The sequence below is a fragment of the Variovorax sp. LjRoot175 genome (assembly GCF_964253805.1).
In the GTDB taxonomy this organism is placed as follows: domain Bacteria; phylum Pseudomonadota; class Gammaproteobacteria; order Burkholderiales; family Burkholderiaceae_C; genus Variovorax.
The window spans coordinates 234,944-248,394 of the sequence record NZ_CAXURY020000002.1 but is presented as its reverse complement, the minus strand read 5'-3'; the positions used below and the strand labels follow the sequence as shown (position 1 = coordinate 248,394).

Here is a 13,451-nt window from a genome sequence, read left to right as displayed (position 1 = left end):
GATGATCGCACTCGGCTGCGCCGCCCTCGCAGGCGAAACCCGGCACCGTCGTGTGCTGGAGAACGGCTTCAGCTTCCATCGAAGCGAGTGGATGCAAAGCGATCGCGGCCCGGGGCTGTCTCCGACCGTCTTCCTCGTGGAGCAACCGCCGAATGCCGTGCTGGCGCCGCACTTCCACACCCAGAACCAGTTCCAGGTGGTCAAGGAGGGCAGCGGCACCCTGGGTGCGCACGCCGTGGGCCCCGGGTCGCTTCACTATGCCGGCGCGTTCACGGGCTACGGGCCGCTGGTGGCGGGCCCTGCCGGCCTGAGCTATTTCACGATTCGTGCGGTGTACGAAACGGGCGCGAATTTCCTCCCGGCCGCACGGGACAGGCTGCCGCGCGGACCGAAACGGAATGCTCATGGGCCGGTGCACGAGCCCTTGGCGTTGGAAGCGCTTCGCGGCCTGGCATCGGCGCGCCGGGTCCCGTTGATCGCGCCGCAGGACGGCCTCGAGGCCTATGCGCTGCAGCTCCCGCCTTGGTCGCCACTCGAGCCGATCGAAGCGCGCGGCTCGGGCCAGTTCCAGCTCGTCCTTGCCGGAGCGCTCGAAACCCCGCAGCGGCGGCTGCAGGCATGGGAAAGCCGCTTTCTTTCACCTGGTGAAGATGCAGGTGGCTGCGCCGCCGGGGCAAGCGGCGTTCACCTGCTCGTGCTGCAGATGCCGGCCATCGCGCCCGAATATTCGGGTGGCTGAAGTGCCCGCCATCTCTTGTATAACGATTGCATGACATCAGAGAAGTCCAACGCATTGCGCAAGCGCGGTCCGCAGCCGCTATCGGCCGAGCAGGTCTGCGAGCGGATCCGCGCCGCGATCCTGAGCGGGGAGCTCAAGCCGGGGTCGAAGCTCACGGAGCAGGATCTCGCGGCCGAATTCGAAGTGAGCCGCACGCCGATCCGGGAAGCCATCCGCCAGCTGGAAGTGGAGCGCCTGGTCAGCCGCACACCCTTCGTGGGCGTCACGGTGACCCAGCTCAGCCCGGAAGAAGTGATCGAGCTGCTGGACATCCGTGAAGTCCTCGAAGGACTGGTGGCCCGGCTTGCAACGGAAAACATGGACAGCTTCCACCTGCAACGATTGAAGAAATCACTGCAGCAGCTGGCCGCGAGCGCCAGGAAGAGCGACGTCGGCGCGTACCTCGATCAGGCGCTGGCGTTCCGGCGTGCGCTCGTGGAATGCTGCGGCAGTGCCACCTTGTCGGAGCATGTCATGGCGATCGAAAACCGCCTGCGTCTGACGGGCAGCCGCACCGCGATGTTGCCGGGGCGCATGGAAGCTGCCATCGAGGAGCATGAGAAGTTGCTGGACGCGATCGTGCGCGGCGACGCCAAAGGTGCCGAACGACTCAACCGGGAGCGCATCCGGCACATCCGCGACGCGGTGGCGAAGTCGATTTCCTTCTCCATCCTGTAGCGCCCCGGCGCCGGCGTCGCGCGCCCTTGCTCAAGTCCGGTAGGAGGCCCCGCGCTCGCGCTCCAGCTTGCGCAGCAGTCCCGGCCACTCCAGCTTGCCGACTTCCATGAAGCCGCCGGGCCCCAGCATCTTGCGGCCTTGGGCGCGGGTGTGCCGGATGGTGGCGTCGGACAGCTCGTGGAGCGGCACTCCGCCGGCTTGTCCATCGATCTGGTACTGGCATGCCGTCTCCAGGCGCAGCATCCAGCAGAAGGCCTCTGCTACGCTACGGCCCACCGTCAGGGCGCCGTGGTTGCGCAGGACCAGCACACGGCCTTCGGGGCCGAGGTCACGCACGAGGCGCTCGCGCTCGTCTTCGTCGAGCGCCGTGCCCTCGTAGTCGTGGTAGCCGAGAAAATCCAGCATGACGCAGGCCTTCTGGCTCAGGGGCCGCAGACCCATGGCCTGCATCGCGATCGCGTTGTTCGCACGGGTGTGGCTGTGCATGACGCACACCAACTCCGTCTGCGCCATGTGGACGGCGCTGTGGATGATGAACCCGGCGGGGTTGAGCAGCGACGGGTCCCCCTGCACCACGCGGCCATCGAGGTCGACCTTGATCAGGGCCGATGCCGTCATCTCGTCGAACAGGGTGCCCAGCGGATTGACGAGAAAGTGATGTTCGGGCCCCGGCAGCATCACGGAGATGTGGGTCGAGGCCAGGTCCGACATGCCATGGAGATCCGTCAGCTGGTAGCAGGCGGCGAGGTCGCAGCGCAACTGCCACTCGGCGGCATCCATGCCTTCAGGCTTGGCATGCGAAGAAAGTTGCGCGATATCGTTGTTCATTTCGTTGTCTCCTTGCTGTGGGTGGGTTCGGTGCCGAGCGATCGGGACATCGCGATCCAGCGGGCGAGATCCGCCTGCACGAAAGCCTGTGTCTCGGCCGGCGGTGCGGGCTGGATGACCAGCCCCAGGTCTCCGAGGCTGGCCCGGACATCGGGAGCCGCGAGCGCCTCCGACAGGACACGGGCCAGCGTGGCCACGACCTCCGGCGGCATCCTGGCTGGCCCCATCAGGGCGAACCAATTGGAGATGGCCAGGTCGGGCATGCCCTGTTCGACGACCGTCGGCACGTCCGGCAGCGACGGGACCCGGGTGCTCGAAGTGACGGCGATCGCCTTGATCTTGCCCGATCGAACCTGCTGGACGACCAGGGGCACGGTCATCGCGGTGACACCGATCTCGCCCCGCACCAGGTCCGTCATGACCTCCGGCTGGCCTCGATAGGCCACGTGCGTGAGTTCGATCTTCTGCTGGCTCTTGAGCAACTCCATCGTGAAGAAGGGCGTCGTGCCCCCGCCGGCAGAGCCGTAGTTGACCTGGCCCGGCCGCGCCTTGGCGAACTCGACCAGATCAGGCAGTGAGCGGACCGGCAATCCGTTGCTCACGATGATCGCCTGGGGGATCGTGCCGATCATCCCGATCGCGCTGAACGCGGTTTGCGGCTGCCAGGAGGGCGCTGCCGCGCCGGGCGGCGCCATGGTCGTCGGGCCGCTGGCCACGACCAGCGTGTACCCATCGGGCGCCGCACGCGCCACGGCCGAATAGCCGATGCTGCCGGCGGCACCCGCGCGGTTGTCGACGATGAAGCTCTGCTTGAAGCGCTCGGAGAGATGCTGCGCGAGCCGGCGTGCGATGACATCCACGATACCGCCGGCGGGGAACGCCGAGACGATCGTCACCGGACGCTCCGGATAGCCCGCGGCAGCCGCTGGTCCCAGCGGCATCACGCATGCAGCAAGGAACAGGGCCAGAGTGCGTACGCCTGCACGGCGGCGCGTGCATGCGGAAGTCTTGCTGATCGCTCTGCGCACCGTGATCTCCTTCGGTTGAAGGGCGCCCGTGACGCCATCACTCCTCGCTGCGGAATCCCGAGGTTTGCACCACGGGACGCCAGAAGTCGCGCTCCGCGCTCAGCGTGCGTTTCACCGCGGCGCCAGGCAGGCCCGTCGCCTCCAGACCTGCGCGCGCCATCGCGCTGCGGACCTGCGGTTGCTGCATCGCGGCCACGAAGGCACGCTCCAGGCGCTGCACCACCTCCGCAGGGGTGCCTGCAGGCACGAAGGCACTGTAGGAGGCGTTTGCATGCTCGAATGCATCGATGCCGGCCTCGCGCGCGGTCGGAACGTCCGGCAGGGACGGAATGCGGCGTGTGCCTGAAACCGCCAGGATGCGCACCTTGCCGGCACGATGGAGTTCCAGCTGGCTGGCCAGGGCGTCCGCGCTCAAGGGAACGTGCCCGCCGATCAGGTCCGCCACGAGCGGTGCGCCACCCTTGTACGCCACGGGCGTCAGCGGAACACCCACGGTCTTGGCCATGCCGAGGACGGCGAAGTGCAGTGTCCCGCCGAGGTTGGTGAGCCCCACGCTCCCCTGCGAAGGGTTGGCGCGCACCCAGCTCAGGTAGTCCTGCAATGTCTTGTACGGCCGGTCCGCACCGGCGGAAATCACCGTGGGAACCTCGGCGAGGTGGCTCACGGGGATGGAATCGCGATCGACGTCGTAGGCAAGCTGCCTGTAGGTCATCGGAAAGATGACCAGCGGCGCGTTGGAAGACAGCAGCACGGTCCTGCCATCGGGCGGGGCGCGCTTCACGTACTCGATGGAGATCCGCGTGGCGGCGCCGGGCCGGTTGTCCACGATGACCTGTTCCTCGCCGCCAAGGCGCAGCTGCTCGGCGAGCGCCCGCGCCAGCGTGTCGAGCGCACCCCCGGGCGGAAATCCGACGACGAGACGCAGCGGATGGGCGCCTCCGACCGATGCCTGCGCAGGCGCTTGCGCCTGCGCAGGGCCGGCTGCAACGGCAGCGATCGCCGCGATCCACGCGGCGGAAAGGAAAATCCGAATCACGTTCATCACCACACCTCCTCGTTCGGCCAGCGGGACACAATATTCCTGGCAGCCTCGAATACCGCCGCAGCGGCAAGAAGATCCGACTCCCGGCGCAGGCGCCCCACCAACTGCAGGCCGATCGGTAGTCCGTCGCTGCCGAAGCCGCAGGGCAGCGTGATGGCGGGGTGGCCGGTCAGGTTGAACGGCATGGTCCACGGGAACCAGTTGGACCGCACCTCGTCGAAGAGCCGTCCATCGATCTCGAGCTTGCCGAACAGGTCCTGGTCGATCGGAACGGCGGTCCGTGCCAGCGTGGGAACCACGATGAAGTCGTTGTCACGCAGCAAGTCCTGCACATGCCGGAAGAGGCGAGTGCGAGCGAAGTTCGCCTTCTGGTAGTCGACGGCGGTGTAGTCCTTCGCGAGCGCGAGCTGCTGAAGGAGGGAGGGGGTCAGCTGATCCGGCTGCTCCTCGGCCATCTTCCCGAACCGTGCTTTCCAGACCGTGTGATTGATGGTGCGCCAAAGTGGCTCGACGTCGAAGTCTGTCGACGGCCCCATCTCGGCCAACTCCGCGCCCAACTCCGCCAGGAGCTGCAGTGCGGATCCAAAGCAGGAAGCAACGTCGGACGCCATAGGCCTGCCGGGCGGCATTCCCGCGAACAGGATGCGCTTGCCCCGCAAGTCAGCCACGGAGCGCATGTCCTTGAGATAGTCTTCCGCCCGGGCGCCGGCAGACCAGGGGTCGCAGGGATGCTCGCCCGCCATGGCCTGCAGCATGAGGGCGGTGTCGGCGACCGTACGCGAGATCGGTGTGACGTAGGTGAGATTGCCGATGGCGTCCTCCGCCTGCGAATGCGGGACCAGCCCGATCGACTGCTTCAGGCCGACGACTCCGTTGCAGGCTGCCGGAATCCGGGTGGAGCCTCCACCGTCCGTTGCGATCCCGATCGGGGCAAGTCCAGTCGCCACCGCCACCGCTGCGCCGCCGCTCGATCCGCCGCTCGTGCGCTCGGGGTGCCATGCGTTGCGCGTGCGTCCGAACAAGGGTGCATCGGTCAGGCATTTGGCGCCAAACTCCGACGTGGTCGTCTTTCCGACGAGGATGGCACCGTGCTGCCGCAGCCGGGAGATGGCTGCCGCGTCCTCGGTCGGGACGTTGTCGGCGAACAGCAGCGACCCGAAGGTGGTCTTCACGCCCTTCGTATTGACCAGGTCCTTGCAGGCGTACGGAATGCCGTGGAGCAGTCCGGTGGGCTCGCCCCGCATGACTGCCCGCTCCGCAGCCTTCGCATCGCGCATGGCTTCGTCGGGGCACAACGTGATGAAGCAGTTGAGCTTCGGCTGCAGCCGTGTCGCGCGATCCAGCACGGCCCGGGTCACTTCGACGGGAGAGACTTCACGGTGCGCGATCGCTTCGCGCAGGCGTACTGCTGTCCAAAAGCAAAACTCTTCGGCCATCCAACCTTCCTCTGTCAGACACCGGCACATCCAGCCGGCATGCGCCGAAGGGTGCCATCCGGCTGCCGCACGGTCCAATACTCGTTCACAATCCACTCATATCAGAAGCGTATGGGCATGGACCTCAAGAGCCTGCGTTACTTCGTGGCCGTGGCGGAAGCTCGCAGCGTGGGCAAGGCAGCCCAGCGGCTGCACATGGCGCAGCCACCGTTGTCCGTCCAGATCCGCAACCTGGAGGCCCAGGTAGGGACTGCGTTGTTCCTGCGCGAATCGACGGGGATGCGGCTCACCGACGCGGGGAGCGCCCTGTTCGCGCGCGCTCGCGAAGCCCTGGCCCTGGCTTGCGACGGCTACGAGGCTGCGCGCGCGATCGGCTCCGGACGACGCGGCCTGCTGGCGGTGGGCTACATGTTTTCGTTGGGTTACGCCGTCCTGCCCAAGCTCGTCCCGCTCTTACGTCGCACCCTACCCGAAGTCGAACTGCAATTCGTCGAGATGAGTGCCGCCACTTGTGAGGCCCAGATCGTCGATCACAAGGTGACCGTCGGCTTGTGCATGCCGCCGATGCAGCGAGTGGAAGTGGCCAACACCATCGTCGGCATGCAGCCGCTGCGGCTCGCCATGCCTGCACGCGCGCCGCTCGCGCGTCTCGCTTCGGTCCCCATCGAACGGCTCCAGGGCCAGAAGCTGGTCGCCCTGCCCAAGCTCAAGGAGAACGCGGACACGTCGCTGGTGGCCGCACTGCTTCGCCGGCACCAGGTGACGATGCAGGTGGTCGAACGTGTGGAGACCGTGCACGCCGCACTGGCTCTCGTGCTCGCTGGTGAGGGGTATGCCCTGGTTCCGGCATGCGCTGCGGTTGGCCGTCCTCCGGGTGTCGCCTTCCGGAAGCTGAAGGGCGTCAGCGAAGGCTTCGACGTGGCTGTCTGCCGGCGCCACGATCTGGACAGCCCCTTTGTCGAACCGTTCATCGCTGCTGCGAGGCAGGCTCTGCGATGAGGCCGCCTCCAGGCATCGCTCGGGCGCGATGTCCGACCGCGTCTGCGTGCTGGCCTACGGCATCGCCGGGCGATCGCGGAGTGCGTCTAGCCATGCGGTCCAGCGCTTCGACCGCATCGATCGGCAACTCCAGCTTCGCCGTGGCCAAGTTTTCGTGCAGATGGCCGACTGACGAGGTGCCGGGAATCAGCAGGATGTTGGGGGAGCGGCGGAGGAGCCAGGCAAGCGCTACCTGCATCGGCGTGGCGCCGAGGCGTTGGGCGACGTCGGAGAGGCCAGATGACTGAACTGGGGTGAAGCCGCCGAGTGGGAAGAACGGAACGTAGGGAATGCCATCGCGTGCCAAGTCGTCGATCAGCGTGTCGTCGTTGCGATGCACGAGGTCGTATTGGTTCTGGACGCAGACGATGCTGCAGATGCGGCGCCCCTCGGCGACCTGCGTGGGCGTCACGTTGCTCAGGCCGATATGGCGCACGAGGCCCTGGCGCTGCAGCTCGGCCAGTGCCGTCAGCGGTGCCTCGATCGACCCCTCGGCCGGGCCCTGCGCGTCGAACATGATGCGCAGGTTCACGACCTCCAGCACGTCCAGGCCGAGGTTGCGCAGGTTGTCATGAACCGCCTGTGTCAGCTCGTCGGGCGACAACGCCGGCAGCCAGCCGCCGGTGTCGATACGCCGCGCGCCGATCTTGGTGACGATCACGAGGTCCTTTCGAATAAGGCGCGAGTGCTTCGCGGATGATCTGAGTTCGAACGCGACGGCGAGGTGTTGCGCGTTGAGGTGGCCGGGCAGCTGATCGTGCGGCTCGGCGCCTCGACCGATCTTGAAGTGGACGCAGCGATAGCCGGCGCCGGCGTGATCTACCTGTTCGAGGACTGGCTGCGGCCTCACCTCGAAAGCGGCGCGCTCGAGCCGATCCTCGAACCCTGGTGGCTTACGCTTCTCCGGCCCATTCCTTTAATACCCTGGCCGCCGGCTGCTGCCAGCGCCGCTACGGGCATTTGTGGATTTCATACAAAGCACGTCCTGAGCGTCCGCTTGCCGGCGCGATCAACGCCGGCCTTGGGCCTCTTCGTGATGGCGACGCTTCCGGCTACAGTCGGCCACTTGCGGTCATACCATCGGTCAGAAGATCGCCACGCCAACGACCGGTTTCAAAGCACAGCCGCCGTAGGCCGACCGTCACCCGAAGCTGCTCATTCTCCAGAGCAGTCTCACACTGTCGTTGTGGATCCATCAGGTGCTGTCATGTCTTTTCCTTGTCTATCGCTTGGGTTGCCGCTTCGGTGTTTTGAATCAGTGTTTGGCAAGCCTTCAGGCCGGCGGCAAGCCCGGGTCGATACCAGTCATGGCAATGGAGACATCCCACAACCGCTTTGCAAGTTCCGGATCCTCGGCTTGCGGGGCTCGATTGGCCTCACCTGCCACACCCCGGATGCCGCCGAATCCGATGGGCCCGTAGTAGCCCCCGGGCTTCACTCTTCCCGTCGCTGCAAGCAGCGCCGGCCATGCGCCCTTTTCAGCACTGTTGAGGAGCAGGCCGACGATCGGCCCCGCCCATTGGGCCGGCCCCATATGCCGCCCCAGGCTGGTGTTGGCGACGCCCGGATGGATACCAACGGCTGTGATGGGAGACCTTGACGCGCGCAGGCGACGATCCAGCTCGAAGAAGAACAGCGCGTTCGCCAGCTTGCTGCCGCCATAGCGATCCCCCTTCGAATAACTGTGCTCAGCGTTGAGGTCGTCCCAATCGATCTTGCCCTTGAGATGCGCGATGCTCGACGTGACGACGACGCGCGATCCGGGCGTTTGGGCCAGCTTGGGCAGAAGCAGCGAGGTCAGCGCGAACACGCCCAGATGGTTGACCCCGAACTGCGACTCAAACCCCTGCTTGGTGCGCATCAGGGGCGGGTTCATGACGCCCGCGTTGTTGATGAGGGCGTCAATCAGCGGTTGCGCCGCAACGGCTCTGGCCGCGGCGCGAATGCTCTCCATATCGCCCAGGTCCAGCGGGAGCCAGCTGACATCCGCCTTCGGCGTGATGCGCTTGATCCGCGTGATGGCTTCCGTTGCCTTCGCTTGGTCGCGGCAACCCAATAGGACGCGCGCGCCCCTCGCAGCGAGTGCCCTCGACACTTCGAAGCCGACGCCAGCATTGGCGCCTGTAACGATGAAGCTCTTTCCCGACTGATCGGGGACATCCGCTTCGGTGAATCCTTTGTGATTTGACATATAGCTCCTTATTTGAGTAATTACACACTCATTTATCGATCGAAAAATCAGGCAGCCGAACCTTTCCAGAACAAGTCGAACCCGGCCTGCCTAATGGCTTTACCTTCCTTGGGCTTCGAGGCGATCGCGTTGATGGTGATGTCGGCCAGATCGAACAGGATCGTGTCGATGTAGAAGGCGACCCTGTTTGGAGCAGCATGCCCCGATAGACATCGCTCCACGATCGCACGTGCATCCCTCAGCATGACGTGGCAATGGCTGCGGCTCTCTGCCGTCACGCGATCCGACACCTTCAACTGGCGCAGCGCCTTGCGCGATGTGGAGTGGGCCAGCCCCCAGTCGATCAGGCGATTCCAGACGAGACATAGCAGGTCTCGAGGTGACGCATCCACCGGATACGGCGCCAGCATCGTCGCGGCCAAGTCAGCCTCGATCTCCATGAACAATTGATTGAGGAGGTCATCCTTGCTCGGAAAGTATGTGAATAGCGTTCCTTCGGACACGCCGGCCGCCTGCGCGATCTTCGCTGTGGAAGCGCCAGTGCCGAGGTTGGCGACAAGGTCTGACGCTGCCTCGAGCAAGGCTGCGCGCTTTTCCTCGCTCAGGGGACGGGCCATACTTGAACTTTAGTTGAGTAAGTGATTGCTCAATCATACAGCGGCAACAACATCCAGGTCAAGTGGGCTTGCCTGAAGCCTGCGGATCGTTCAAGGCGCGCAACCCGTACCTGCCCGCTGGCACTCAATCCTGGCCGGCGCTGGGCGACCCAAGTGGGGAGTAGTCTGTCTGTCGCGAGGTTCAAGTTCCAAGGTAGACCGGTCGTTCGCTGAGAAAACCATCGCTGGCTCCTATGGGCCCCTTTCAGATGTGACGGCGTGAAGCGCGTGCACACCCACTCGCCGTCGGGCAGGATGCGGCCACAACCAGACCCTCACCGGACACTCGAAAATGCTTGATGTCTTCGCTTCACCGTGGTCCTGCTTCGGCGCGGTGGCTGGATTGCTGATTGCGGTGTTGGTCCACTGGCTGGCACCAAGCGCTGACGCTGTTCAAGTCGGGGCATGGCTCGTCGGCATTGGCTGGGTTGCCGGCCTAGCATGGGAGCTGATGGGCAAAGACGCCAAGTAGGCAGGCTGCATGGTCGGCTCGACAGGCAGAAGGCGGCCAGTTCCAGTCGTTCGACCCATCGATCTGCTTGGTCACGGAGCGTGACGTTGCCAGTGGACCCAATGCTCCGTGGCGACGATGCACCGACTTCTTGCAAACGACCGCCCCACTTCCTACCAGACGTAGGGATGAGCTGGCCCCTGAATGACCGGACACGGTCCATCGCTTATCTTTACGGATAGGAGTAGGACTGTGAGTACGACTAGGCATACGGATAGTGTTGAAGTCATTCTGAAAGACCAGCGCCGCAGGCGCTGGTCCCCCTCGGAGAAAGCTGCGCTGGTTCGGCGCACGTATGAGCCAGGCATGACGGTGTCGCTGGTGGCGCGCCAGGAAGGCGTTGCCGCCAGTTTGCTGTTTCAGTGGCGCAAGCTCGATCGTCAGGGGGCGCTGACGGCGGTGTCTGCAGGCGAAGCAGTGGTGCCCGCTTCAAAGTTGGCGGCGGCGCGCGCCGAAATCGCCAAGCTGCAGCGCGTGCTGGGCAAGAAGACCCTGGAGAACGAGATCCTCAAGGAAGCCGTGGAGTACGCTGCCGGAAAAAAGGTGGATTGCGCGCTCGCCCTTGTTGCCCAAGGACGACGGCCAATGAAGACCGTCTGTCAGGCACTGGGGCTGGCGCGCTCGCACGTTCACGCTGTCGCAAAGCGATCGGTGTCTTGGCAGGATCGCCGAAGCGCAAGGACGTGCGCTGGCGACCTCGAGCTGCTCAATGACATTCGCAGTCAGATCGCGCACCTTCCAAGCTACGGCTACCGACGAGCGTGTGCCTGCACGCGCTGGCCGCCGGATGCGGGGGTGGGGGTGGGGGTGGGGGATCTCTTCATCATGTGCCTGAGCGGTTGGGTGAACGGCTCAAGCTTCAGCTTCTAAGCCGCGACGTGCGCGCGAGGCTTTTGCGGATTCGATGCCGGCTGCCCCTCAAGCAATAGGCCGCTGTTTGTCGCAGCGAGGCCACTCAGCAGTCCGAGCCCGGCGGATTCAACCGTTCATGACGCGCGCAAAGATGGCCTGGTGCAGCCAGCGCGGTGTCGCCCACACCATCGCCACCGCGGCCTTGTTGTTGAAGCCCGGAACGACGCTCATGCGACCAGTGTGCAGCGCATGGATTCCCGCCCGCACCACCGGTGCCGGCTTCATCATCAGCAGCTTGAGCCCCCACGTGATCTTCTGCTTGGCGGCTTGCGCAAAGCCGGTGTCGGACATGCCGGGGCACAGCGAGGTAACAGTCACGCCGTCGCGCTTGAACTCACGGTGCAACGCATCGCCGAGGCGCAGCACGTAGGCCTTGGCTGCGCCGTAGACCGCCATGTTTTCCACGCCGAAGTGAGCCAGCATGCTGGCGACGAGCAGTATCTTTCCGTGGCCCCGCTCGCGCATGTCCTCGCCGAAGAGCCGCGTCATGACCGTCAGGCTTGCAATGTCCAGCTGCAACATGTCCAGGGTGCTCTGCATCGGCGTGTCGAGCAGTGGGCCTTGCAAGCCGTGGCCTGCGTTGTTGATCAGGATTTCAACCGCGATTGCACGCTCGCGAAGACTGGCGTGCAACTCGTGGACGGCGGCCACGTCCGAGAGATTGACCTGCTCCACGATGACTTTGACCTTGTACTGCTGTTGCAGCGCTGCAGCCAAGGCCTGCAACCGATCGAGCCGGCGTGCGACCAGAATGAGCGGGTGGCCTTCGGCCGCGTATTGCCTGGCGAATTCTTCGCCAAAGCCACTGGACGCTCCAGTGATGAGAACCCAGGAGTCGACGTTGGTAGCCATGATGTTTGCCTTTGTTGAAGTCAGGGTGAAGCTGGAGGTGGCCGGCACCCTCGCTTTCAGGCAAGATTGGAGACCACTGGTCTGTAATTTAGCAGACCAGTGGTCTTTTAGCAAATGGAATGTGATCACCGCATGAATTCGCCCAGCTCATACGTACGCGCTCGATCCGCCGAGCAGAAGGAAGAGCGGCGCCGCCACCTGCTGGCTGCCGCTCGAGAAATGCTGAGCCAGAACCCGGCCGCTCTCGAGTTGGGAATCAACGAGCTGGCGCGCCAGGCGCAGATGACCAAGTCGAACGTGTACCGGTATTTCGAGAGCAGCGAGGCCGTGCTGATGGATCTGCTCGTCGAAGAATTTGCAGCCTGGCATGCCGAACTGAGCACGGCGCTGGCGCGCGGGGGCAAGGCGGGCGCCAGCTTTGAACACATTGCCCGCGTCTTCGCCTCGACGATTTCTGCCCGGCCCTTGCTTTGCAGGCTGACCAGCATCCTGCCGTCCTTCCTCGAGCGCAAGGTGTCCTTCGAACGCATGGTCGAATTCAAAGGCAACCTGCTGGCCGTTCGGCAGGGAGCAGCGCAGGCCTTTCACGCCCGCGTGCCCGGCATGCCGGTACAAGCCTTCGAACATGTGGTGAAGCACGCGGTGCCGCTCATCATCGGACTCTGGCCGCTCAGCAACCCGGCAGAGATGGCCGCGCAAGTCGTCGAGCTGCCCGAGTTGGAGGGTTTGCGATACGACTTCGAGCAAGACCTCGAGCATGCCCTGCTGACGTTGATGCGGGGGATGGCCCCAGCGGATTGAAGCAGGCGTGAGAAGCGACCGCCTGGATGCAGCCGATGAGCACGAAAGCGGCATAGGCTGCGCCGGTGGCGATATCTCGTCGACGTCTGCCAGGGTGCGCATCGCAGCTACCGTTCCCGGCCATAAACGGACATCGATCCATGCGGCAGAATCCGGCCGCTAGGCACTCACCCCAACTGGGAACGGAAACAATCGGTTCATGCTTGCCTTTGGTTTTCTTTTGGCGTCGCTCTTCTTCGCTGCTCTGGCTTTCGACGCCTATCGGTTTGAGGCGTCTTCTCGTTTCAAGGCCTTCGCGGTGCCGATAGAACGAATGGGGCGGGCAGTCGGCGTTGACCCCCTCTCAACGCTAGAGCAGGACCGAGCCCAGAGGAACGAGTTCACCGCCGTCGGCGGGATCCCAGGCCTGTTCTGGGTGTTCGTTGTTCTAGCCGCCGGATTTCTCGCGGCCGCCGCATGGAGCTTCTACTGAGTTCGGCCACGACCAGACGTTCATGACATGACCCGGCTCTGCCTCCACGTCGATTTCAACGAGCTCGTCGAGCCTGACTTGGTCCTGCTCGCAAGGACAGACCGCCGCCTAGACGCTCAGGGGCAGCTCGTTGAGCTACATGAGGGTCTTCGTGTACGGGTCTGCCAAGAGGACAAGGACAGCGAGCAGAAGCCCGACGACTTGTATGCGGATGGCGTGGTCGAGAAG

General features: G+C 64.7%; 13 protein-coding genes and 3 pseudogenes. 8 read left to right on the top strand and 8 right to left on the bottom strand.

Annotation, left to right across the window (positions count from 1 at the left end; genetic code table 11):
• Position 1: 1 nt before the first annotated feature.
• Both ACSQ89_RS31120 and ACSQ89_RS31115 read left to right on the top strand, forming a co-directional pair.
• Entirely contained in the window at positions 2-739 is a 738-nt protein-coding gene (locus tag ACSQ89_RS31120) for a hypothetical protein (protein WP_436293044.1), read from the top strand.
• A 54-nt stretch (positions 740-793) separates the two neighbouring features.
• Positions 794-1,456 carry a GntR family transcriptional regulator gene (locus ACSQ89_RS31115; RefSeq protein ID WP_436293045.1) on the top strand — a complete coding sequence of 221 codons (663 nt, stop codon included), beginning with the start codon at positions 794-796 and terminating at the stop codon, positions 1,454-1,456.
• A 30-nt stretch (positions 1,457-1,486) separates the two neighbouring features.
• Here ACSQ89_RS31115 and ACSQ89_RS31110 read toward each other — a convergent pair whose 3' ends face one another.
• The 4 genes from ACSQ89_RS31110 to ACSQ89_RS31095 are packed head-to-tail and all read right to left on the bottom strand — an operon-like array spanning position 1,487 to position 5,790.
• Positions 1,487-2,284: a class II aldolase/adducin family protein gene (locus ACSQ89_RS31110; RefSeq protein ID WP_436293046.1), complete on the bottom strand. Its 798-nt coding sequence runs from the start codon at positions 2,282-2,284 to the stop codon at positions 1,487-1,489.
• Entirely contained in the window at positions 2,281-3,312 is a 1,032-nt protein-coding gene (locus tag ACSQ89_RS31105; RefSeq protein WP_436293047.1) for a Bug family tripartite tricarboxylate transporter substrate binding protein, read from the bottom strand. The genes ACSQ89_RS31110 and ACSQ89_RS31105 overlap by 4 nt, the downstream gene beginning before the upstream one ends.
• A 37-nt stretch (positions 3,313-3,349) precedes the next feature.
• Entirely contained in the window at positions 3,350-4,354 is a 1,005-nt protein-coding gene (locus ACSQ89_RS31100; protein ID WP_436296791.1) for a tripartite tricarboxylate transporter substrate-binding protein, read from the bottom strand.
• The gene (locus tag ACSQ89_RS31095) at positions 4,354-5,790 is read right to left on the bottom strand and encodes an amidase (RefSeq protein WP_436293049.1); all 1,437 of its coding nucleotides are present in this window, start codon (positions 5,788-5,790) and stop codon (positions 4,354-4,356) included. Before ACSQ89_RS31095 ends, ACSQ89_RS31100 begins: the two co-directional genes overlap by 1 nt.
• Positions 5,791-5,907: 117 nt before the next feature.
• Here ACSQ89_RS31095 and ACSQ89_RS31090 point away from each other — a divergent pair, with 117 nt between their 5' ends.
• On the top strand, positions 5,908-6,789 hold the full coding sequence (locus tag ACSQ89_RS31090) for a LysR family transcriptional regulator (protein ID WP_093110726.1): 882 nt from the start codon (positions 5,908-5,910) through the stop codon (positions 6,787-6,789).
• Positions 6,790-6,877: 88 nt separating this feature from the next.
• Here ACSQ89_RS31090 and ACSQ89_RS31085 read toward each other — a convergent pair.
• Positions 6,878-7,541, bottom strand: a pseudogene (locus ACSQ89_RS31085) (oxidoreductase); the annotation flags it as partial.
• On the opposite strand from ACSQ89_RS31085, the pseudogene ACSQ89_RS31080 reads away from it, so the two are divergent.
• Positions 7,532-7,817, top strand: a pseudogene (locus ACSQ89_RS31080) (LysR family transcriptional regulator); the annotation flags it as partial. The pseudogenes ACSQ89_RS31085 and ACSQ89_RS31080 sit on opposite strands and share 10 nt — an antisense overlap.
• 284 nt (positions 7,818-8,101) lie before the next feature.
• On the opposite strand, the gene ACSQ89_RS31075 reads toward ACSQ89_RS31080, so the two are convergent.
• Both ACSQ89_RS31075 and ACSQ89_RS31070 read right to left on the bottom strand, forming a co-directional pair.
• On the bottom strand, positions 8,102-9,019 hold the full coding sequence (locus ACSQ89_RS31075) for an oxidoreductase (protein WP_436293050.1): 918 nt from the start codon (positions 9,017-9,019) through the stop codon (positions 8,102-8,104).
• 47 nt (positions 9,020-9,066) lie between these two features.
• Complete coding sequence (locus tag ACSQ89_RS31070) at positions 9,067-9,636, bottom strand: TetR/AcrR family transcriptional regulator (RefSeq protein ID WP_436293051.1); 570 nt, start codon at positions 9,634-9,636, stop codon at positions 9,067-9,069.
• 331 nt (positions 9,637-9,967) lie between these two features.
• Between ACSQ89_RS31070 and ACSQ89_RS31065 the strand changes: the two genes are divergently transcribed.
• Together ACSQ89_RS31065 and ACSQ89_RS31060 are read left to right on the top strand one after the other, a co-directional pair.
• Entirely contained in the window at positions 9,968-10,147 is a 180-nt protein-coding gene (locus ACSQ89_RS31065) for a hypothetical protein (protein ID WP_436293052.1), read from the top strand.
• Positions 10,148-10,330: 183 nt separating this feature from the next.
• A pseudogene (locus ACSQ89_RS31060) lies at positions 10,331-10,954 on the top strand (transposase); the annotation flags it as partial.
• A gap of 210 nt (positions 10,955-11,164) precedes the next feature.
• Here ACSQ89_RS31060 and ACSQ89_RS31055 read toward each other — a convergent pair.
• Positions 11,165-12,079 (bottom strand): SDR family NAD(P)-dependent oxidoreductase, encoded by a 915-nt coding sequence (locus ACSQ89_RS31055; RefSeq protein ID WP_436293053.1) that lies wholly within the window; start codon positions 12,077-12,079, stop codon positions 11,165-11,167.
• Between ACSQ89_RS31055 and ACSQ89_RS31050 the strand changes: the two genes are divergently transcribed.
• Both ACSQ89_RS31050 and ACSQ89_RS31045 read left to right on the top strand, forming a co-directional pair.
• Positions 12,065-12,751, top strand: a complete 687-nt coding sequence (locus tag ACSQ89_RS31050; protein WP_436296790.1) for a TetR/AcrR family transcriptional regulator — start codon at positions 12,065-12,067, stop codon at positions 12,749-12,751. The two genes, ACSQ89_RS31055 and ACSQ89_RS31050, sit on opposite strands and share 15 nt — an antisense overlap.
• Positions 12,752-12,950: 199 nt before the next feature.
• Entirely contained in the window at positions 12,951-13,223 is a 273-nt protein-coding gene (locus tag ACSQ89_RS31045; protein WP_436293055.1) for a hypothetical protein, read from the top strand.
• Positions 13,224-13,451 lie beyond the last annotated feature (228 nt).

Excerpts from the sequence above, each read along its gene's own strand:
- ACSQ89_RS31120 (WP_436293044.1), top strand. The coding sequence starts at position 2 with ATGATCGCACTCGGCTGCGCCGCCCTCGCAGGCGAAACCCGGCACCGT.
- ACSQ89_RS31110 (WP_436293046.1), bottom strand. The coding sequence starts at position 2,284 with ATGAACAACGATATCGCGCAACTTTCTTCGCATGCCAAGCCTGAAGGC.
- ACSQ89_RS31100 (WP_436296791.1), bottom strand. The coding sequence starts at position 4,354 with ATGAACGTGATTCGGATTTTCCTTTCCGCCGCGTGGATCGCGGCGATC.
- ACSQ89_RS31095 (WP_436293049.1), bottom strand. The coding sequence starts at position 5,790 with ATGGCCGAAGAGTTTTGCTTTTGGACAGCAGTACGCCTGCGCGAAGCG.
- ACSQ89_RS31090 (WP_093110726.1), top strand. The coding sequence starts at position 5,908 with ATGGACCTCAAGAGCCTGCGTTACTTCGTGGCCGTGGCGGAAGCTCGC.
- ACSQ89_RS31075 (WP_436293050.1), bottom strand. The coding sequence starts at position 9,019 with ATGTCAAATCACAAAGGATTCACCGAAGCGGATGTCCCCGATCAGTCG.
- ACSQ89_RS31070 (WP_436293051.1), bottom strand. The coding sequence starts at position 9,636 with ATGGCCCGTCCCCTGAGCGAGGAAAAGCGCGCAGCCTTGCTCGAGGCA.
- ACSQ89_RS31065 (WP_436293052.1), top strand. The coding sequence starts at position 9,968 with ATGCTTGATGTCTTCGCTTCACCGTGGTCCTGCTTCGGCGCGGTGGCT.
- ACSQ89_RS31050 (WP_436296790.1), top strand. The coding sequence starts at position 12,065 with ATGGAATGTGATCACCGCATGAATTCGCCCAGCTCATACGTACGCGCT.
- ACSQ89_RS31045 (WP_436293055.1), top strand. The coding sequence starts at position 12,951 with ATGCTTGCCTTTGGTTTTCTTTTGGCGTCGCTCTTCTTCGCTGCTCTG.